A 19232-nucleotide genomic window follows, 5' to 3' on the forward strand; every position below is an offset into this window, starting at 1 on the left:
CTGCTCCACGTCGATCCGGAGGCGCTTCACATGCCTGATGCGTCACGATTGGTTACTCCTTCCTCCTCCCATCCACCACGTATCCTCTTGCTGTGTGGATCGCTGAGGAAGGTATCGTACAGTCGGATGTTGACCCAAGAAGCTGCCCGGCTGCTCCAATACTTTGGTGCTGAGACGCGCATCTACGATCCAGCAGGCCTACCGCTCCCTGATGACACAACTCCAGATCACCCCAAGGTGCAGGAACTTCGCGAGTTGTCGATCTGGTCTGAGGGTCAGGTGTGGACCAGTCCAGAGCGCCATGGTGCAATGACCGGCGTGATGAAGTCGCAGATCGATTGGATACCATTGGCAACAGGGTCCATTCGTCCGACACAGGGGAGGACCTTGGCCGTCATGCAAGTCTCAGGAGGGTCACAGTCCTTCAACGCGGTCAACCAGATGCGGGTGCTTGGCCGCTGGATGCGGATGATCACGATACCGAACCAGTCTTCCGTGGCGAAGGCCTACAATGAGTTTGACCCCGACGGGCGCATGAGGCCTTCTGCCTACTACGACAGAGTTGTTGACGTCATGGAAGAGCTGTTAAAGTTCACACTGCTCACCCGAGATGTTACAGGCTACCTGACGGACCGCTACAGTGAGCGTAAAGAGACCGCAGCGGAGTTGGAGAAGCGCGTAAATCTTACCTCGGCGGTCTGAGAACACCTCAAGCTCGATCACCGATCGAAGTTTACGGCAAAAGGACAAGCCAACCGAATAGCAATATTGCTCCGATCCAAATGGATAGGATTGCCACTAGTCCTGCACGACTAGAGCGGCGTCCCTCTCGAGCAATAGCCTCATCGCGAAACTCTTCCATCAGTGCTAGCGGAATGAGCGCGACCGCGACCAGGATGCCCGCCGGTACTATCAGAAGATCATCGAGGTATCCGAGTACAGGAATGAAGTCCGGGATCAGATCGATAGGAGAAAGAGCGTACGCGGCCACGGCTCCCGCTACGAACTTTGCGAGCAGAGGTGTGCGAGGGTCTCGTGCTGCGATCCAAAGAGCCACAATGTCCCGCTTGATCCTTCTTGCCCATAGCTTTATGTCGCCAAGCATGAAGCGCCCTGTTCAGTGATGGCCATGAATGCATTGGTCATGGTGGGCCAGCGTCTCGATCACGCGGCATTCCTTGACGCGTCCATGGCTGCATTCCTCGACCATCGTTTCCAGTTCAAGCTTGAGGGCATTGAGACTGCGTATTCGTTGTTCGACGTCACGAAGGCGATCCTTGGCGATGTGATCGGCCGTGGCGCATGACTGGTTAGGGTTGTCCTGCAGAACCAGCAATGTCTTGATGGCATCGATCTCGAAGCCAAGCTCGCGTGAATGGCGAATGAAAGCCAGTCGCTGTACCTCGTCCTTCCTATAGTTCCTTCGGTTGCCCTCGGTGCGTTCAGGCGCCGGTAACAAGCCAATCTGCTCGTAGTAGCGTATCGTTGGCACCTTCACTCCACTGCGTCTCGCAGCCTCGCCTATGGAAATTTGGTCCGACATTTGCTCTTGCTCCTCTAGTCGCTAGAGGATGTAGGTTGGTCAGTGGAGAAGTCAATGGAGCTGACAGATGGATACGGCATCAACGCAGACGAGGTTTCGCGTAGAGGGAATGGATTGCGCTGGTTGCGCGTCAAAGATCGACACGGCTGCGCGTAGGCTCTCTGACATTGAAGATGTCTCGGTGTCGGTCAGTGCTGGGACTATGACAGTGATGCATGGAGCAAAGGCGGACCTGCAGGAGCTTCAAAAGAGCATTGCAAGGCTGGGCTACAAGATTGCCCCAATCGGCAGCAGCGATGTTCGTAGAGAGAAGGCATCGCTGGACGACAGTTCTCATGACCACGCGGACCACGATCACTCCAAGCATGATCACGCAAAAGAGCAAGCAGATGGCTTATCGGGGCTGCATGGGCATGACCATGGACCTTCGTCAGGGCCTTGGTGGCGAAGCAAGAAGGCCTATCTGACCATCGCAAGCGGACTCGCGCTGGTGGCCGCCTATGGGCTCGGCAAATTGTTTCCTGACATTTCGCAGTGGGCATTTGCCGTCGCAATGCTCGTGGGTCTCCTGCCAATTGCTCGTAGGGCACTGATGGCGGCGCTTGCAGGTACTCCATTCTCCATTGAGATGCTGATGACGGTTGCCGCCGTTGGAGCTGTGATCATTGGAGCCGGGGAAGAAGGGGCCGCAGTTGTGTTCCTGTTCCTCGTTGGGGAACTTCTGGAGGGCGTAGCGGCTGGTAGGGCTCGGGCGAGCATTCAGGGGTTGGCCAACCTTGTACCGAAGACAGCTCTGGTTGAACGCGAGGGACAGACCGTTTCCATTGCTGCTGACAAGTTGGCTATCGGTGATGTGGTGCTTGCTCGTCCAGGCGACCGGATACCCGCCGATGGTGACATCACTGAAGGCACCAGCGAGATTGATGAAGCACCCGTAACCGGCGAAAGCACGCCAAAGCGCAAGACCGCTGGCGATAGTGTCTTCGCAGGTACCATCAATACGGATGGTTTGCTGCGTATTCGTGTCACAGCAACCTCAGCTGACAACACGATAGCTCGCGTGGTGCGTTTGGTGGAGGAAGCCCAAGAGAGTAAGGCACCTACGGAACGTTTCATTGATCGGTTCTCGCGCTACTACACGCCAAGCGTTATGGTCGTTGCGACCCTCGTCGCTGTTGTCCCTCCCATGGTGATGGGAGGCTCTTGGGTTGATTGGGTCTACAAGGGCCTCGCAATCCTGCTGATCGGCTGTCCATGTGCCCTAGTCATCTCCACACCAGCTGCAATCGCGGCAGGGCTGTCGGCAGGGGCACGACGCGGTCTTCTGCTGAAGGGAGGGGCCGTCCTTGAGACAATCGGGAAGATCACTGCGGTTGCATTCGACAAGACTGGAACGCTGAGCGAGGGCAAGCCGGTCGTCACGGACATCATCTCGTTCGGACATGCTGAACGGCAAATATTGTCCCTCGCGGCCGCCCTCGAAACAGGGTCAAGCCACCCGCTCGCCAACGCCATCCTCGCCAAAGCGACCGCAGAGAATGTACCCATTCCACCTGCAACAGCTGCGACAGCACTCTCCGGAAAAGGCGTCGAAGGCAACGTCGGTGGTCAGAGGGTCTTCTTGGGCTCTGCCCGTGCGGCAACGGACATGGTTCAACTTTCCATGGATCAGCGCCATGCGGTGGAAAGATTGAATGAAGCTGGCAAGACAGTATCCATCCTGATCGTTGCAGATGAAGTAGCGGGATTTATTGCGATGCGGGATGAGCCCCGTCAGGACGCCGCGCAAGGGCTGGAGATGCTCCGAAATAACGACATCAAGACCGTCATGTTGACCGGTGACAACCGGAGGACCGCAGAGGCAATTGCAGACGAATTGGGCATTGAAGCAAAGGCCGAACTCATGCCTGAAGACAAGCAACGCACTGTGAGCGAAATGAAACGCGAGGGGCTTATTGTTGCCAAAGTTGGCGATGGCATCAACGATGCACCTGCGCTTGCAGCAGCCGATGTTGGAATTGCAATGGGCGGGGGTGCCGACGTTGCACTGGAGACAGCAGATGCGGCCATATTGCACGGTCGCGTCATTGATGTGTGGAACATGATCGATCTATCGAGGCAGGTCATGGGCAACATCCATCAGAACATTACAGTAGCACTCGGTCTGAAGGCAGTGTTCCTCGTCACCACGATTGTCGGCATCACCGGGCTGTGGCCCGCAATACTTGCCGACACGGGTGCGACCGTCATCGTAACCGCGAATGCCATGAGGTTGTTGGGCTGGCGGGGGTCAAAATGAACTTAGAAGCGGGGTACTGATTTCACATAGTACGAGGTACTGTTCAAACGCGCAGACCTACCGGGCGAGCTTCCTGCAAGGTATTAATATTGTTGATGGATTTGCTGTTGGTGGTAGGGTTCGATTTTGCCCAAGATGGACCGGCAGGGCGCACCAATGCGCCACCCGAACAATCTGGAAATTGCGTGTGTCACCGGTTCTGGCATGCCCGACCGGGAGCCCCAGCCATGCGGCAGGTCACACCCTGTCGTCTACTCTCGGCGTGCAGTTCGTGAAGACCCGGGCATTGATGTCCGTCGGCCTGTCGCAAAATCTGAGGGGGCTTACATTGCCGCTCGACGTGCAACCCGAAAGGCCGATAAGTGTGAGTGCAAGGAGCATCGTCAAACGGATCATGTCTCAGGTCTCCTGCAATTTATGTGGACTTACTTTGTGAACAGGAACGTAACCACAAAGCGTGCACCCCAACCTTCAGGCCCATCTTTCGGGCTGGCGGCCCAATAGCGGACCCCGCTGCCGATGCTCACCGGCTGGTCGCCGATCTTCACCAGTTTGGAGACATCGAAGTTGATCGGGATGGACCACTCGCTGCTCTGCCAATCATAGTTCGACTCCGAGCCAAGTTCAAATGTCCATGCATCCTTGGTCGTATAGTCGATGAACGGCTGGACAAAGCTCGTGCTGATATCGGTTCGGTCCCTGTCACCGGCAAATGACCAGAGGTGGTTGGCAAGCAGGCCGTACGTCCAGTACTGAGACTGTTTCAGCACGACGACTGTTGGGCCGGCACCCCATTTTTCACCGCCGAGAAGGTCGTCCGTTGCCGTGGGTAAAAGGAAAATCGGGCCCGCGCCCCGGATAATGCCGTCATCCGTTGGCCGCGACGACGTCATCAAAACATCTCCAGCTCAAATAAGATCTTTCAGATCAAATCTGCTGCATGCAATAAGTGCAACCGTCATCGACGTGGTCTGTATTAGCCAGCCCGTCTATTTTCCCTTTGGAAACAGGAAAGTGACGACAAAGCGTGCCCCCCAGCCATCGGGGCCATTCTCCGGGCTCTCGGCCCAGTAGCGCACGCCGGCCGTGAAGCTTACCGGCTGCTTGTCGAATTTGACCAGTTTGGCGACCGTCAGGTTGATCGGCACCGACCACTGGTCTTCATCCCAATTGTAGGTCGACTCGGTGTTGACGCCGAATGTCCAGGCATCGGGGGTCGTATAGGACAGGAAGGGTTGCAGGAAAGTCGCGTTAACATCACTGCGGTCGTCATCGCCGGCAAATGACCAGATGTGGTTGGCGAGCGCGCCGAAGGTCCAGGGGCCCTCCTGCTTGAGCACGACCCCCGTCGGACCCGCACCCCATTTCTCGCCGCCGAGGAGATGATCGGTCGCGGTGGGCAAGAGGAAGGCTGGTCCAACGCCCCAGATAACGCCGCCAAGACCCGGCTTCTTTGGTGAAAAGAAGAAGCTCTGCGTGGTGTCGCCAAGGCCGAATTGATGGCCCGAAGGCCCGGCAATGTCGTCCTGCCAGACAACAGGCAGGATGGTGCGCGAAATTACGTTCCAATCCTCGTTGAGGGTGAAAGGAATGACCGGCTGGATGTTGATCGTATACTTGCTGCCGTCTTCAGGTCCGTAGCCGCCGTCGTAATTGGCCTGAAACGGCACGCTGATCATCGCGGCCACCGGATTGGAGAGTTTCTTGGCGAGATCGGCGGTCGATTCCTGCGCCTGTGCCCCCAACACCGTTGTTGTCAGAAGGAGCGGGAGGATCAGGCCATGCGCAAATACAGGTTTCATATCACAACCCCCAAACGCAATACGTTACTAGAAATGCAAATCAGAGGTTACATTAGGCAAGGCCAATGGATTTGCCAATAAGGTTCAAAAACGTTCGCGATAGGCTTGTGGCGTGATGCCGACATAGCGCAGGAAGCAGCGTCGCATTGTCTCGTCCGACCCAAAGCCGCAATGTGCGGCCACACGCCCGACGGAGTTTCCCTGTTCCAGCATCCGCCGCGCCGTTTCGAACCTGATTTGTTCGACCCCGCGTGCCGGCGTCAGTCCGGTCTCGCTCAGGTAGTGGCGACAAAAGCTGCGGGCACTCATGTTAGCTTGCTCCGCCAGCCGGATGAGCGAAAGGTCCGAGCGCAAATTTTCGAGGATCCAGGCGTGTAGGCGGTCGAAGCGCGTGGCGCTCTCCTGCAGGACAAGTGTCGCGCTGAATTGCGACTGACCGCCCGGGCGCTTGAAAAACACCACCAGTTGGCGGGCAACGGCGAGTGCTGCCTCACGTCCCAGATCGGCCTCGACGAGCGCGAGGGCGAGGTCTATCCCGGCCGTTACCCCAGCGGATGTCCAGAAGGCTCCGTCCCTGATGAAAATCGGATCGGGTTCGAGCCTGACATCAGGAAAGCGTTGCGAAAATTCGGCGCAACGCTGCCAATGGGTCACGGCTCGCCGACCGTTGAGGACGCCCGTCGTGGCGAGGAGAAAGGCGCCGCTACAAACCGAGACCGTGCGGCGCGCTTGCGCGGAACTCTGTCCGACCCATTCGACAAGCTCGGGGTCTTCGCAAGCGGCGTTGACGCCCCAGCCGCCGGGGATCACCAATGTGTCGAGGTGGCGGCAATGTTCGGGTAAGGGCTCGGTCGCCAGCACCAACCCTGAGCTTGTGCGTATTTGTGACGACTTTCCGACGATTGTCAGCGCGTAGGGCGCCGGGCCGCTGCGCGCGGCGGCGAAGTCGTTTGCGCTCGAAAACACCTGGAGCGGACCGGATATGTCCAGCACCTGAGCGTCGGCAAAAGCCAATATTTCGATATTGCGCGCGTTTGGCATGAAATGTGGGGCCTTTGGCAAACCTGCCAAAGTCTGATGTCGTAAACTGCCAGAAGTCAATAAGGAGTTTGCCCATGTCTTTTCGCTTTGGATTTCTTGTTTTTCCAAATGTCCAGCAACTCGATCTTACCGGTCCATATGAAATGTTCGCCTCCGCCACGGGTGCGCAGATGCACCTTGTCTGGAAGGATCTCGCCCCGGTACGCTCGGCAACTGGCCTCATGCTGACGCCGACACATACGCTCACCGATTGCCCTCAGCTCGATGTGATCTGCATACCGGGCGGGGCCGGCGTCAACGCGTTACTCCTGGATGAAGACGTGCTGCAATTTGTGCGCGAACAAGCTGCTGGCGCGCGTTACGTGACCTCGGTCTGTACGGGGGCACTCGTCCTCGGCGCTGCAGGACTGCTAAAGGGGAAGCGGGCGACAACGCATTGGAATGCAGTCGATTATCTCGCCCGTTTTGGCGCGACCCATGTAGAGGCCCGCATCGTCAAGGATGGAAATCTCATCACCGCCGGCGGAGTAACCGCAGGGATAGATTTCGGGTTGGCGGTCGTCGCAGAACTGATGGGGCAGCAGGAGGCAGAACGCGTCCAGCTTTCGCTCGAATATGATCCGCATCCGCCATTTTCCTCAGGCACCCCCCGGCAGGCTTCGCCGCAGCTCCTGGCCTTGGCGAGAGAGCGCATCGCTCCGTCGATTGCCGCGCGCGAGGCGATTGTCGCCGAGTGGGAGAAGCGGACGGCGACGGTCTGAAGTATAGCGGCAATTTACACGGCATGATTGTAACGCATTGAAAATGCGAAACTTTTCGAATTGGCGATTGAGGAATGGGAACGTCCGGGCGTATATTCGAGGTAAATGTCCTGGAGATTGCAGAGATTGAACGATTATTACAGATGCCTTAATTTCAAATCGCTTCGCCTCGCTGTGGCGGCACTAACTGTTGGTGTACTGGCATCCGCCGCCGCTGCCGCGCCGGAACGTCACGAGACGAAGCGGCCAGACGGCAGCACCATCAACTGGTACCTCGACAGGCCGGAGAATGCCAGGGCTGGCATCATCATCCTCGCGCAAGGCTCGGGGTGCCAGTCGGCATTGGCCAGCAAGAATCTGGCTGTTGCACGCGAGGCGTTTCCCGGCTTCGCCGCCCTAATGGTCGACAAGTATGGGGTTGGTCCGGGGGATGACCCCGCCGACCCGGGATGTTCGGAGGCGTTCCGTGCCCACCACACGATGGGGCAGCGCGTCGCGGACTATAAGCAGGTTTTGGCGCCGCTCCGCGACGAGACCTGGTGGGACGGCAAAATCGTCCTGTTCGGAGGTTCCGAGGGAGGCGGTGTCGCCGCCCGCCTTGCTCCGGAAATCGATGCCGACGCGGCCGTTCTCCTATCGACGGGAGGCGGCGTTACATTCGGTGAGATGGTGCGGCAGTCGATCATGGATGAAATGGCGCGGAATGCGGTTCCCAAGGACCAATGGCCGCCAGTCGATGAAGCTTTCAGAAAGGCGCGGGAGAAGCCCCAAAGCAGCGAAGTGTGGGCTGGGTCGAGCTACCGCTTTTGGGCTGACGCCATAGATCGCCGCCCTGTGGATGCAATGCTTCTGTCGAAGTCCGCGCTTTTGCTTATCCAGGGTGGCAAGGACGATTCAACGCCTGTCGCCAATGCAAGATCGGTGGCGGATCTCTTTGCAAAAAATGAACGGTGCAATCTTACATACTGGGAATTTCCGAGCTTCGACCACAGAATGGTGGATGTGGACGGCCGAAACCGGATGTCAGAGGTCCTGTCGCTGAGCGCCGCATGGGTGAACATCCAGTTGGCCCAAGGCAGGACAACGGCGTCATGCGCGGCTCCCAAGTAAGCGCCGGGCGGCACGCACTCGCAGCGAACTACTTCCGCCGGGTGAAATCCCGTATCCGCTCGCGCAGGGCGCGAGCGAGGTTCTGGGTGCGTCGGTAGAGGTGCAGTTGCGACGCCGCCTGGCGGGCGGCGCGGTCGGCTCCGGGCGTCAGTCCGATCACCAGCGTCCCGATCAATTCGCGCTCGCGAAAGAGGCGAGAGGCGACGGGGTGGTCGGGGATGGCGCAAGAGTCGGTCCGGTCGATGTTCGGATCGTCGAGGTGGTTCTTCAGCATCTCGATCATCAGGAGCACCCCTGGCGAATAGGCGCCGAGGCTTTCATCGTATGCGGTTTTCCAGGTCCAGGCTTCGCCGGCTTCGACAAAAACGACGAGAACGGCGATGGTCTTGCCGTCGAGTTCAAGCGCGTGGATGCGCGCCAGATCGCGTCCGGCAAGGTTGTTGACAGCTTCCCGGGCAAAGGCGGCGCGGAAACGATCGACGGCCATCGCCGAGCCGCGCTGGCCCTTCCAGCCGCTCGCTTCAAGGGCCAGAAACTCTTCGAGCTTGAGGCGAATGTCTTCTTCGCTGCGGCTGACAGTGTAGGTCAGCTTGCCCTTTTCGGCGAGGCGGCGCCACAGGCGCCGGTACTCCTTGGCGTGGCGGGTGCCGATGGCTTCGCGCAGATAATCGTCGCCGTCGAGCTTGCTTTCGATGAACGGGCGCTCGACCTGGTTGACGGTTTCGATCGTAAGGTCGCGGTCCATGGCAACCGAGCGGATCAACTGCGCAACCGGCCGGTTGAGCAGCATGTCGGGCAAGACCAGGATCTGCGGCAGCTTCAAATGCTTGCGGCCGAGCATGTCGAAGAAATCATTGAGCACGCCGATCGGGTCATCGCGGTCGATCAATGGCGTTCCCTGCGGGCCGAACGAAGTCGCCCAGCCGCGGATGATCGAGGCCGAAAGGGCAAAGCCGGGCCTTTCGATCGTATAGGGCATGACGAAGCGCAGCCGGCTCTTGGCGTCGTTTTCGTCGCGCACGACCATCAGGCGTACCTGCCTGTCATCAAGGCGAGGCATGGCCGGGGCAAGGAAGCGCGGATTGAAGAAGATATTCGGCTCGACGGTGCGGTAGGTCAGGTAGTCGAGTTCTTCGAGAAGTTCGAAGCCGGCGGACGCCGAATAGACCGAGATCTTGCGCGGCACGCCTCGATTGCCGAGCGATTCCTCGATCTGCTTTGCCGCATCCCCTGGATTGTCGAAGCCGGAAAGCTGCGCAATGATCTGTGCGGACGGGCCAGCGGCCAATTCTTCGAGAAGGGGTGTGGCTGCCATCAGATTTCTTCCTTGGCGGGCTTGGCTTCAGACCTGCCGGCAAAAACAAACATTGTTATGCCCAGGCGATAATAGACGGTCAGTGACAGGGTCGCCGCTTCAAACACCATTGAGAATGCGGTGGCGCAGGCGGCGCCCGCCAGGCCATAGATCGGGATCAAAAGTATGCTGAGACAGATGTTTACGACAAGCGTCACTGCGTAGACCGTCGCGCAGATGTTCTGTCTGCCGGCCATATTGAGAAGGCTCTCCGCCGGGCCGACCGATGCACGGGCTACGACGCCGATCACCATGATGAAAAGCAACGGATAACCATCGGTGAACTGCGCGCCGAAAAGGTAAAGAAGCGGCTTGCCGGCAACGAGCAGCAGCATCGCCATGACGAGGGACGGCCAGAAAGTCCAGCGCGCCGTATCGCGGGCGAATTGCCCGAGCTCCGCCTGGTTGTGGCTCTGCATCAGCTCGGAATAGCGTTGCGCCGCCCCGGCCTTTACCGAGAAATAGACGAAATGCACGAGCGCCAGAAGTTTCACCGTGGCGAAGTAGGTTGCGACTTTCTCGGGATCGAGGAAGCGGCCGACCATCAGGACATCGGCATTGGTCAGCAGGAAGAAGAAGCCCTCGACGAGGAAAATCGGCAGGGATACCGCAAACCAGTGGCCGAACTCTATGGTTTTTGGGCCAGGTTCCACCACCGCCTTGAACCGGTGCCGGACGACGAGGAACTGGAACAGGCTCGTCGCATAGGTGGCGATGATCGCCGAGATGATGGCGGTCATCGCGGTCGGCGCAAAACCCGTCACATGGCCGATGCTCATGACGATAAGGGTGAGGATGGGGCGGACGATATAGGTCGGCGTGAGGGCGACAAGCGCCCAGGAGCGCGAGCGCGCCGTGCCGTCGAGCGTGTCGCCAAGTGCAATCATCGGCAGGCAGATAAACCCCGCGATGAACGGCGCGACGTAGTAGGATTCGAGCCTGTCTCGGAAGATATAGACGCCGGCCGCGCCGATAACCGCAACCAGGGTGGTAAGGCCGACGGCAAACGTCTTGCTGGTGAATAGAATGCCGCGCAGATGGTTCATCTGGCCGCGCTCTAGATATTCCGGGACAAAGCGGATGACGGTGGTCTGGAAGCCGAGGCAGGAAAGGTTTCCAAGGATGACCACCGTCACCCAGACGAGCACGAAGATGCCGTATTCGAACTGGCCCATCCAGCGCGCGAAGATCACCTGCGAAATCAGGGCGATCATGGCGCTGACAATGCGAACGGAAAAAGCGATAAGCGAGACGCGCTGCGCAACGGCATGCTGGTTCGATCCGTCGAACAGCTGGTCGAGGCGTAAAAGCCACGGATTAAGCTGCTCCGACAGTCGTTTTGGCAATAGAAGGTCTGCAGTTCGTACCGCAGAAATTCGCAAAGGCCGCTCCACTTGTTCAACCCTGGGTATTAGTCCGTAAACGTTTAGAAACGGTTCGGAATGTCAACGCCCCGAAGGTGTGCGCTCACAGGAGAAAAAAGGCCGCGTGGTGAGCGCGGCCCTTTTCATAAGTCATTGATCGGGCGACTTCAGACGAAGGCGCCGTGGCAATGCTTGTACTTCTTGCCGGAACCGCAAGGGCAGGCCTCGTTGCGGCCGACCTTGCCCCACGTCTTCGGATTGTTCGGATCGCGGTCGGCGGGGTCTACCACCCGAAGATCCTCCTGCACCGCGAGGACGCTGCCTTCGCCAAAATCATCTTCGCCGGTGAAGCCGTCGATGTGATGGCCTTCCATGACCGGGAGCGCCGGTTCAGGGGCGGCTGCGGCTTCGCGCACGAGTTCGACACGCATCAGTTGCGAGGTCACGTTCTGGCGCAAGTTGACGAGCATCGTCTGGAAGAGCTCGAAGCCTTCGGTCTTGTACTCGTTGAGCGGATCGCGCTGCGCGTAACCACGGAAGCCGACGACCGAACGCAAATGGTCGAGATTGACCAGATGCTCGCGCCAAAGCGCATCGAGCGACTGGAGGATTACCGACTTCTCGACATAGGCCATGATCTCGGGGCCGAAACGCTCGGCGCGATCTGCCGCTGCCTTTTCGACCGCCTCGGTCAGGCGCTCGCGAATGTCGTCGGGCGTAATGCCGTCCTCGAGCGCCCATTCGGTGACGGGCAGGTCGAGATTGAGGATGTTACGGACGTCCTCATCGAGCTGCTTGATGTTCCACTGCTCGGCATAGGCGCCTTCCGGCGTATGACGGGCGAGAAGGTCGTCGATGACATCCTCGCGCATTTCCCTGGTGGTCTGGCTGAGATCGGTGCCATCCATCAATTCGATGCGCTGTTCGAAGATCACCTTGCGCTGATCATTCATCACGTCGTCGTATTTTAGAAGGTTCTTGCGGATGTCGAAGTTGCGCGCCTCGACCTTCTTCTGCGCCTTTTCGAGCGCCTTGTTGATCCAGGGATGGACGATGGCCTCGTCCTCCTTGAGGCCGAGCTTTTGCAGCATGCCGTCCATGCGCTCGGAACCGAAAATGCGCATGAGGTCGTCCTGCAGCGACAGGAAGAACTTTGAGCGGCCGGGGTCGCCCTGACGGCCGGATCGGCCGCGCAGCTGGTTGTCGATGCGGCGGCTTTCATGGCGCTCGGTAGCAAGAACGTAGAGACCGCCGGCGGCAAGCGCTTTTTCCTTCAGCCGCGCAATATCGGCGCGGATTGCGGCTTCCTTGGCGCTGCGCTCGTCGCCTGCCGGCATATCGTCCAGTTCGGCCTTGATCCGCATGTCGAGATTGCCGCCGAGCTGGATATCAGTACCGCGACCGGCCATGTTCGTGGCGATGGTCAGCGCACCCGGGACGCCCGCCTGCGCGACGATGAATGCTTCCTGCTCATGGTAACGGGCGTTCAGGACCTGGAAGTCCTTGAAGCCTTCCTTGCGCAGGCGTTCGGCAAGCAGTTCGGACTTCTCGATCGATGTCGTTCCGACGAGGACCGGCTGGCCCTTGCCTGTCGCTTCGCGGATGTCACGGATGATAGCCTTGTATTTCTCCTCGACGGTCCGGTAGACCTCGTCGTCCTCATCCTTGCGCTGGACGGGAAGATTGGTCGGAATTTCGGTGACTTCGAGGCCGTAAATATTGGCAAACTCTTCGGCTTCCGTCGAAGCGGTACCGGTCATCCCTGCTAGCTTCTTGTACATGCGGAAGTAGTTCTGGAAGGTGATGGATGCCAGCGTCTGGTTTTCGGGCTGGATCGTCACATGTTCCTTGGCTTCGAGTGCCTGGTGCAGGCCTTCCGAGAAACGGCGGCCCGGCATCATGCGGCCGGTGAACTCGTCAATGATGACGATTTCGTCGCCGCGGACGATGTAGTCCTTGTCTTTCTGGAACAGCTTGTGGGCACGCAACGCATTGTTGACGTGGTGCACCACCGCAACGTTCTCGATGTCGTAGAGGCCTTCGCCCTTGAGGTGGCCGGCATCGCGCAGCAGATTTTCGAGCTTCTCGGTGCCTTCTTCGGTGAAGATCGCAGTCTTCTGCTTTTCGTCGACTTCGTAGTCTTCCGGCTTCAGCGGCAGGATGAATGTGTCGATCAGATTGTAGAAGTCGGAGCGGTCGTCGAGCGGACCGGAAATGATGAGCGGCGTGCGCGCCTCATCGACGAGGATCGAATCCACTTCGTCGACGATGGCGTAGTTGTGCGGCCGCTGCACCATTTGCGCGCGCTCATACTTCATATTATCGCGCAGATAATCGAAGCCGAGTTCATTATTCGTGGCGTAGGTGATATCGGAATTATAGGCCGCTGCGCGTTCCTCGTCGTCGAGACCATGAACGATGATGCCGTAGGTCAGGCCGAGGAAATTGTAGACCTGGCCCATCCAGTGCGCGTCACGCGTTGCAAGGTAGTCGTTCACAGTCACGACGTGAACGCCCTTGCCTTCGAGGGCGTTCAGATAGACTGGAAGCGTCGCAACCAGCGTCTTGCCTTCACCCGTACGCATTTCAGCAATGCCGCCATGGTGGAGCACCATGCCGCCAATCAACTGCACGTCGAAGGGGCGCATGCCGAGGACACGCTTGGCCGCCTCGCGTGCAACCGCGAATGCCGGTACCAGCAGGTCGTCGAGCTTGGTGCCCTCGGCGAGCTTCGCGCGGAATTCCGCGGTCTTCCCCTTGAGTTGTTCGTCGGTAAGTGATGACATTTCCGCTTCAAGCGCGTTGATTTCCTCAACGCGAGGTTTGAAGCCTCTGACACGGCGCTCGTTCGAGGAGCCGAAAATCTTGCGGGCAAGGCCGCCGAAACTGACCATCCCTGGTCCTCTCTAATCCGTTTTGCCAGGAAACCCGGCATTTATTGGCGCCCGCCGCCCGCATGAAGCATGCCTGTTACAATACGGACACCAAGCCAAATCTATAAGCGTATGGTTGCCAAGCTATCTGGACGCAAAGCCGATGGACAGATAAGAGGGGTCCCGAATTATGTCAATGTTGAAGCAGCAAGCGATTGATCGCTTCGCCATAGCAAAATTCTGCCGCATTCCTAGCACGTACCGGTCCTTCCGAGGAGAAATTGACCATGACGCATATACGTAAAACCCTTTCATTGATGACTGCTGCTTTGCTTTTGACCGGTGTTTCCACTCTGGCCATGGCTCAGGACGCAGGAAAAACAGAAGCTCCGAAGCCCGATGCGACCCAGGCAGAGCCCGCGAAAGTCGATCCGAACAAGGTTCTTGCCACCGTCAACGGTGAGAAAGTTACCGTGAAGGACGTAGACCAGATCGCCGCCGATCTCGATCCGCAGTTTTCGCGCCTTCCGGAAGAGCAGCGGCGTTTGGCCGCTCTTGCCGCGATCATCGACATCAAGTCGCTGGCGGCAAAGGCGGAGTCCGAGAAGCTCGACCAGACACCGGAATTCCAGGCACGCCTTGAATTCCTCAAGGATCGCGCGCTTCACAACGACTATTTCAAGCAGCAGGTCGTCGACAAGATCACCGATGCCGACATCCGCGCTCGCTACGACAAGGAAATAGCTGCCATGCCGCCGCAGAATGAGGTGCGCGCGCGCCACATTCTGGTGAAGACCAAGGAAGAAGCCGAAGCCATCATCAAGGAACTCGATGGCGGCGCATCGTTCGAGGACGTTGCCAAGGCCAAGTCGACCGATGGTTCGGCGGCCCAGGGTGGCGATCTCGGCTATTTCGGACCGGGCCAGATGGTGCCGGAATTCGAAAAGGCAGCCAACGAGCTCGAAATCGGCAAGTATACCAAGGTGCCGGTGCAGACCCAGTTCGGCTTCCACGTGATCAAGCTCGAAGACAAGCGCGTGCAGCAGCCGCCGGCATTCGACCAGGTCAAGGAGCAGGTAAAGTCGATCCTTATTCGCGAGCGCTATCTTGATCTCGTCAAGAAGGACCGCGGCGACTTGAAGATCGAATATGGCGATCCTGAAACCGAAAAGGCCATGAAGGCCGCCATGGAAGCGCAGCAGCAACAGTAATTGATAGGGACCCGGCGTTCATGCGCCGGGTCCCTATGCTCTCCCACCTTGTCAAAAGCGCTTTTCGAGGTCGCCCAATGTCTACGTCTGTCTCGCCGCTGGCACCGAAACACTATCCTGCCATGCCGGATATCCATGGGGTCAGGATCGCCACTGCCGAGGCCGGAATAAAGTACAAGGGCCGTACCGACGTCCTTATGATCGTCTTTGACAAGCCGGCAGCGGTCGCCGGCGTTTTCACCAGGTCTAAATGTCCCTCCGCTGCGGTCGATTTCTGCCGCGACAGCCTCGAAGGCGGGAAAGCGCGTGCGGTTGTCGTCAATTCGGGCAATGCCAACGCCTTTACCGGCAAGAAAGGCCGCGAATCGACCAAACTGACCGCAGCAGCAGCAGCAAAGGCCGTGGGCTGCAAAACCGGGGAAGTGTTTCTCGCGTCTACGGGCGTTATCGGCGAGCCTCTGGACGCCGGCAAGTTCAGCCATCTCCTTGCTGATATGACGAAGAAGGCCGTGCCCGGCTTCTGGCAGGAAGCCGCAAGCGCAATCATGACGACCGACACATTCCCCAAGGTCGCGACGGAAACGGTCCTGCTTGGCGGCGTACCGGTCACCATTAACGGCATCGCCAAGGGCGCCGGGATGATCGCGCCTGACATGGCGACCATGCTGTCGTTCGTTGCGACCGATGCCCCGATCGAGTCGGATGTGCTGCAGAAGCTCCTGTCGAAGTCCGTAGGCAAAAGCTTCAATTCCGTTACCGTCGACAGCGATACATCCACTTCCGATACGCTTCTGCTGTTCGCAACGGGCTCGGCAGCCGAACGCGGCGCCGAGCTTGTCACCAAGGTCAAAGACAAGCGGCTGAAAGATTTCAAGAAGGCGCTCGACCGGATCCTCAAAAACCTCGCCCTGCAGGTCGTTCGCGACGGCGAGGGGGCACGCAAGATGCTTGAGATCAACGTGACCGGCGCAAAGTCCGACGGTTCGGCCAAGCGCATTGCTCTATCAATCGCCAATTCGCCTCTCGTCAAGACCGCTGCCGCGGGCGAGGACGCCAATTGGGGCCGTATCGTCATGGCCGTTGGCAAGGCAGGCGAACCGGCCGACCGTGACCGCCTTGCCATCTGGTTCGGCGACATTCGCGTTGCCCGCGACGGTGAACGCGATCCGGACTATTCTGAAGACGCAACCTCTGATTACATGAAGAATGAGGATGTCAAAATCCGAGTCGATATAGGCCTCGGCAAGGGCAAGGCAACTGTTTGGACCTGCGACCTGACGAAGGAATATGTCGCCATCAACGGCGATTATCGCAGCTAGGCGGGCTTGCTCATACAAGGATAGCGAATGCAACTGGCGAAGATCAGACAGATTGAGGCGGTTGGATTCAGGGCTTGGCCAGCGTCCTCGGTTCATTACGATGGAAGCTGGGCCATTCGCATTACCGCGAGTCATCCCTCGAAACGGCTGAATTCGGTCAATCCGCTCGATCCCGGGGATGTTGCCGATATGGAAAATCGCGTCGCGCGCGCAGCGCAGCGCTTTCGCGCCTATGGGAGGCCGCCAACCTTCCGGCTATCGCCGCTGGCGCCACAGGAGCTTGATACCTATCTTGAAAGCATAGGTTGGGCGCGCTTCGATGAATCGATGGTCATGGTTGCCGACCTCGCGCATGTCGATGTCGGCGACGCCATCGATCAAATACCGCTCAAGGACATCGGCAGGTTCATCGATGCTTCGATCAAGGTCCAGGGAGATGATCCTTCAGTGAAGCCCGGCCTTTTCGAAGTGATCAGCGGTATCAAACCTTCAAAGGGGCTTTTTGTCATCGAGGAGAACGCCGAGCCGGTTGCAACCGCGATCGGTGTTCAGGACGGCGCTCTCGTTGGCCTGTTCAACATCAGCACCGCAGCCGAGCGCCGGCGCGCCGGACTGGGGCGCGCGATCGTGCGCTCGGCACTGAAGTGGGCCGAACAGCACGGGGCAAAAAAGGCATGGCTGCAGGTCGAGGTCGAAAATACCGCCGCGATCGGGCTCTACGAACAATTGGGTTTCAAGGAAGCCTATCGGTACGTCTACAGGCAGGCGCCCGATCATGAGTGAGCGCGTGTCGCACCCGATCCTTCTCGTTACGGCCTGCGCCCTTGTTGACGCCGACGGGCGCGTGCTCCTGACCCAGCGCCCTGAAGGCAAATCGCTCGCGGGGCTCTGGGAGTTTCCCGGCGGCAAGGTCGATCCGGGTGAAACGCCCGAAGAGAGTCTCATTCGCGAACTGCATGAAGAGCTCGGCATCACCGTCAAGCCGGCCTGTCTCGCGCCGCTAACCTTCGCGAGCCATACCTATGAGACTTTTCACCTCTTGATGCCGCTGTTCATCTGCCGCCGCTATGAGGGTATTCCCCGTCCGATGGAAGGGCAGGCGCTGAAATGGGTAAGGGCAAGAGACATGCGCGACTATCCAATGCCGCCTGCCGACATACCTCTGATCCCGTTTCTGATCGATCTCCTTTGAACACAACTGTAAATTGCCAAGTCTTCCAAGTGTTAATGAATCCTTCACCTGATTGAGCGACTTTTAGCCGAATTGGGGCAATGAAGTTCAGGTGGGGCATGGCGCGCAAGGAAGACTATCGCGAGGATGAACCGCGGCTGTCAGGTACGCTGATGAATGCGGGTACCGGGCTGCTTCGCATCACTTTGCTATTCGGTTCGGCTGCCATTGCACTGGCGCTGATCATAGCGCCGCTGGCCGATCGCGGCTCGCAATCCGTCGTCGATTATTCCGCTGGCCGGTCTCTCGATGAGATGGCAACCGGCTCGATCCGGAAAGAGGATCCATCGACGAAGACCTATACGATTCACCGCAGCGTATTGCAGCGCTCGCCCAATGCGGTTTGCATTATAAAAAGCGACGGCTCGCAAAGCGGCGACTGCTGATCGCTATTTCTTCTCAAGGTTTTCGACGCTGGTGAGAAAATCCGCGAGCTTGGCCTTGGCCGAGCCTGGCTTCAGCGGCTTTTGCTGCGACTCATGTGCGGCCCACCCGGACATCCAGATGAACGAGAACGTCGCCCTTATACGCCCGTCCGGGTCACTGAAGCGTTCCGCGTAGATTTCCGCCACGCGCGCGAAGAAGCGTCGCGACACCGGCTTGCGCGAGCGCCCGAGGAGGACGTTCTGCATGCCCATGGCCCGCAAATCGCGCATCAGGTGAAACGCCGTGTCGTACCGGACCGTGTAGGTTTCGATATCGGTGACCGGCAGGGTGAAGCCGGCCCGCTGCAGCAGTGCGCCGACATCGCGCACATCCGCAAACGGCGCGACGCGCGGGGATGCGCCGCCGTAAATTTCACTCTCGGCCGCGAGCAGGCATTCGCGCAGTTCGCCAAGCGTGTTCTCACCCGCCATGGCACCAAGGAAGAGGCCATCTGGTTTAAGGGCGCGCCTTATTTGCAGCAGCGTGCCGGGCGTATCGTTGGTCAGGTGCAGCGAAAGCAGGGATATGATCAGGTCTAGGGACCCGGCCTTGAGCGGCAATGCCTCCTCGTCGGCGACAACCCCGGGAAACGACCGATCAAGAAAGCTTGCATCATGTTCAACGCGCAAGATGCACTCGACCTTGCCCGAGCGCAGCAGAGCCTGCGCCCCGAGGCCGTTATGGCCAGCGAGATCGACCGCCACGTCGAAGCGGCGCTCGACCGCCGAAAGACGTTCTCCGAGATCATCGGCTGCCCGCCCGAGCAGAAAATCGGCGGAGCTGCCGTGCTGGCGCAACGCCCGCAGGCGCCGTGTCAGCAACAATGCCCGATCGAAAACCTGATGACGTTCCATTCCGAATTACTCTGATCAATGTATAGTCAACGGGTAGATGCGTC

Annotated in this window: 18 protein-coding genes and 1 pseudogene; 9 read left to right on the top strand and 10 right to left on the bottom strand. The window is 58.7% G+C overall.

Annotated features, from left to right (window positions below; all coding sequences use genetic code 11):
- Entirely contained in the window at positions 1-702 is a 702-nt protein-coding gene (arsH, locus tag BLR72_RS11550) for an arsenical resistance protein ArsH (RefSeq protein WP_280140127.1), read from the top strand.
- 31 nt (positions 703-733) lie between these two features.
- Here the strand turns inward: arsH and BLR72_RS11555 are convergent, their stop codons facing one another.
- Positions 734-1105: a YkvA family protein gene (locus BLR72_RS11555; protein WP_091948456.1), complete on the bottom strand. Its 372-nt coding sequence runs from the start codon at positions 1103-1105 to the stop codon at positions 734-736.
- Between the two features lie 12 nt (positions 1106-1117).
- Positions 1118-1543 carry a MerR family transcriptional regulator gene (locus BLR72_RS11560; protein WP_091948459.1) on the bottom strand — a complete coding sequence of 142 codons (426 nt, stop codon included), beginning with the start codon at positions 1541-1543 and terminating at the stop codon, positions 1118-1120.
- 67 nt (positions 1544-1610) lie between these two features.
- Here BLR72_RS11560 and BLR72_RS11565 point away from each other — a divergent pair, with 67 nt between their 5' ends.
- Positions 1611-3842 (top strand): heavy metal translocating P-type ATPase, encoded by a 2232-nt coding sequence (locus tag BLR72_RS11565; RefSeq protein ID WP_091948461.1) that lies wholly within the window; start codon positions 1611-1613, stop codon positions 3840-3842.
- Between the two features lie 237 nt (positions 3843-4079).
- Here the strand turns inward: BLR72_RS11565 and BLR72_RS22455 are convergent, their stop codons facing one another.
- The 4 genes and pseudogenes from BLR72_RS22455 to BLR72_RS11580 form a co-directional block, all read right to left on the bottom strand.
- A complete protein-coding gene (locus tag BLR72_RS22455; protein ID WP_155810780.1) occupies positions 4080-4238 on the bottom strand; it encodes a hypothetical protein in 159 nt (52 codons plus the stop codon).
- A gap of 29 nt (positions 4239-4267) precedes the next feature.
- Positions 4268-4735, bottom strand: a pseudogene (locus BLR72_RS11570) (transporter); the annotation flags it as partial.
- Positions 4736-4831: 96 nt separating this feature from the next.
- On the bottom strand, positions 4832-5644 hold the full coding sequence (locus BLR72_RS11575; RefSeq protein ID WP_091948466.1) for a hypothetical protein: 813 nt from the start codon (positions 5642-5644) through the stop codon (positions 4832-4834).
- Between the two features lie 84 nt (positions 5645-5728).
- Positions 5729-6685, bottom strand: coding sequence for a GlxA family transcriptional regulator (locus tag BLR72_RS11580; RefSeq protein WP_091948469.1), 957 nt, complete (start codon positions 6683-6685; stop codon positions 5729-5731).
- A gap of 74 nt (positions 6686-6759) precedes the next feature.
- Between BLR72_RS11580 and BLR72_RS11585 the strand changes: the two genes are divergently transcribed.
- Positions 6760-7446, top strand: a complete 687-nt coding sequence (locus BLR72_RS11585; RefSeq protein ID WP_091948472.1) for a DJ-1/PfpI family protein — start codon at positions 6760-6762, stop codon at positions 7444-7446.
- 126 nt (positions 7447-7572) lie between these two features.
- Positions 7573-8556: an alpha/beta hydrolase family protein gene (locus BLR72_RS11590; RefSeq protein WP_244506676.1), complete on the top strand. Its 984-nt coding sequence runs from the start codon at positions 7573-7575 to the stop codon at positions 8554-8556.
- Between the two features lie 28 nt (positions 8557-8584).
- Here BLR72_RS11590 and BLR72_RS11595 read toward each other — a convergent pair whose 3' ends face one another.
- From BLR72_RS11595 to secA, 3 genes are all read right to left on the bottom strand, one after another.
- Positions 8585-9871 carry a type IV secretion system effector crotonyl transferase BspF gene (locus BLR72_RS11595; protein ID WP_091948477.1) on the bottom strand — a complete coding sequence of 429 codons (1287 nt, stop codon included), beginning with the start codon at positions 9869-9871 and terminating at the stop codon, positions 8585-8587.
- Positions 9871-11292, bottom strand: a complete 1422-nt coding sequence (locus BLR72_RS11600; protein WP_091948480.1) for a lipopolysaccharide biosynthesis protein — start codon at positions 11290-11292, stop codon at positions 9871-9873. Before BLR72_RS11600 ends, BLR72_RS11595 begins: the two co-directional genes overlap by 1 nt.
- Positions 11293-11441: 149 nt before the next feature.
- Entirely contained in the window at positions 11442-14168 is a 2727-nt protein-coding gene (secA, locus tag BLR72_RS11605) for a preprotein translocase subunit SecA (protein WP_091948482.1), read from the bottom strand.
- A gap of 338 nt (positions 14169-14506) precedes the next feature.
- Here secA and BLR72_RS11610 point away from each other — a divergent pair, with 338 nt between their 5' ends.
- From BLR72_RS11610 to BLR72_RS11630, 5 genes are all read left to right on the top strand, one after another.
- Positions 14507-15358 (top strand): peptidylprolyl isomerase, encoded by an 852-nt coding sequence (locus BLR72_RS11610; protein ID WP_228019360.1) that lies wholly within the window; start codon positions 14507-14509, stop codon positions 15356-15358.
- A 77-nt stretch (positions 15359-15435) separates the two neighbouring features.
- Positions 15436-16677: a bifunctional glutamate N-acetyltransferase/amino-acid acetyltransferase ArgJ gene (gene argJ, locus BLR72_RS11615; RefSeq protein ID WP_091948485.1), complete on the top strand. Its 1242-nt coding sequence runs from the start codon at positions 15436-15438 to the stop codon at positions 16675-16677.
- A gap of 27 nt (positions 16678-16704) precedes the next feature.
- Positions 16705-17460 (top strand): GNAT family N-acetyltransferase, encoded by a 756-nt coding sequence (locus BLR72_RS11620; protein ID WP_091948488.1) that lies wholly within the window; start codon positions 16705-16707, stop codon positions 17458-17460.
- The gene (locus BLR72_RS11625) at positions 17453-17869 is read left to right on the top strand and encodes a (deoxy)nucleoside triphosphate pyrophosphohydrolase (RefSeq protein ID WP_027229672.1); all 417 of its coding nucleotides are present in this window, start codon (positions 17453-17455) and stop codon (positions 17867-17869) included. The genes BLR72_RS11620 and BLR72_RS11625 overlap by 8 nt, the downstream gene beginning before the upstream one ends.
- Before the next feature lie 80 nt (positions 17870-17949).
- A complete protein-coding gene (locus BLR72_RS11630) occupies positions 17950-18294 on the top strand; it encodes a hypothetical protein (RefSeq protein ID WP_348271821.1) in 345 nt (114 codons plus the stop codon).
- Positions 18295-18297: 3 nt separating this feature from the next.
- On the opposite strand, the gene BLR72_RS11635 is transcribed toward BLR72_RS11630, so the two are convergent.
- Positions 18298-19188: a methyltransferase domain-containing protein gene (locus BLR72_RS11635; RefSeq protein ID WP_091948492.1), complete on the bottom strand. Its 891-nt coding sequence runs from the start codon at positions 19186-19188 to the stop codon at positions 18298-18300.
- Positions 19189-19232 lie beyond the last annotated feature (44 nt).

The organism is Phyllobacterium sp. YR620, assembly GCF_900104165.1.
In the GTDB taxonomy this organism is placed as follows: domain Bacteria; phylum Pseudomonadota; class Alphaproteobacteria; order Rhizobiales; family Rhizobiaceae; genus Phyllobacterium; species Phyllobacterium pellucidum.

What these genes read in the sequence shown, in the direction of transcription:
- BLR72_RS11555 (WP_091948456.1), bottom strand. Translation starts at nt 1,105, where the DNA reads ATGCTTGGCGACATAAAGCTATGGGCAAGAAGGATCAAGCGGGACATT.
- BLR72_RS11560 (WP_091948459.1), bottom strand. Translation starts at nt 1,543, where the DNA reads ATGTCGGACCAAATTTCCATAGGCGAGGCTGCGAGACGCAGTGGAGTG.
- BLR72_RS11565 (WP_091948461.1), top strand. Translation starts at nt 1,611, where the DNA reads ATGGATACGGCATCAACGCAGACGAGGTTTCGCGTAGAGGGAATGGAT.
- BLR72_RS22455 (WP_155810780.1), bottom strand. Translation starts at nt 4,238, where the DNA reads ATGATCCGTTTGACGATGCTCCTTGCACTCACACTTATCGGCCTTTCG.
- BLR72_RS11575 (WP_091948466.1), bottom strand. Translation starts at nt 5,644, where the DNA reads ATGAAACCTGTATTTGCGCATGGCCTGATCCTCCCGCTCCTTCTGACA.
- BLR72_RS11580 (WP_091948469.1), bottom strand. Translation starts at nt 6,685, where the DNA reads ATGCCAAACGCGCGCAATATCGAAATATTGGCTTTTGCCGACGCTCAG.
- BLR72_RS11585 (WP_091948472.1), top strand. Translation starts at nt 6,760, where the DNA reads ATGTCTTTTCGCTTTGGATTTCTTGTTTTTCCAAATGTCCAGCAACTC.
- BLR72_RS11595 (WP_091948477.1), bottom strand. Translation starts at nt 9,871, where the DNA reads ATGGCAGCCACACCCCTTCTCGAAGAATTGGCCGCTGGCCCGTCCGCA.
- secA (WP_091948482.1), bottom strand. Translation starts at nt 14,168, where the DNA reads ATGGTCAGTTTCGGCGGCCTTGCCCGCAAGATTTTCGGCTCCTCGAAC.
- BLR72_RS11610 (WP_228019360.1), top strand. Translation starts at nt 14,507, where the DNA reads ATGGCTCAGGACGCAGGAAAAACAGAAGCTCCGAAGCCCGATGCGACC.
- argJ (WP_091948485.1), top strand. Translation starts at nt 15,436, where the DNA reads ATGTCTACGTCTGTCTCGCCGCTGGCACCGAAACACTATCCTGCCATG.
- BLR72_RS11620 (WP_091948488.1), top strand. Translation starts at nt 16,705, where the DNA reads ATGCAACTGGCGAAGATCAGACAGATTGAGGCGGTTGGATTCAGGGCT.
- BLR72_RS11625 (WP_027229672.1), top strand. Translation starts at nt 17,453, where the DNA reads ATGAGTGAGCGCGTGTCGCACCCGATCCTTCTCGTTACGGCCTGCGCC.
- BLR72_RS11630 (WP_348271821.1), top strand. Translation starts at nt 17,950, where the DNA reads ATGAAGTTCAGGTGGGGCATGGCGCGCAAGGAAGACTATCGCGAGGAT.
- BLR72_RS11635 (WP_091948492.1), bottom strand. Translation starts at nt 19,188, where the DNA reads ATGGAACGTCATCAGGTTTTCGATCGGGCATTGTTGCTGACACGGCGC.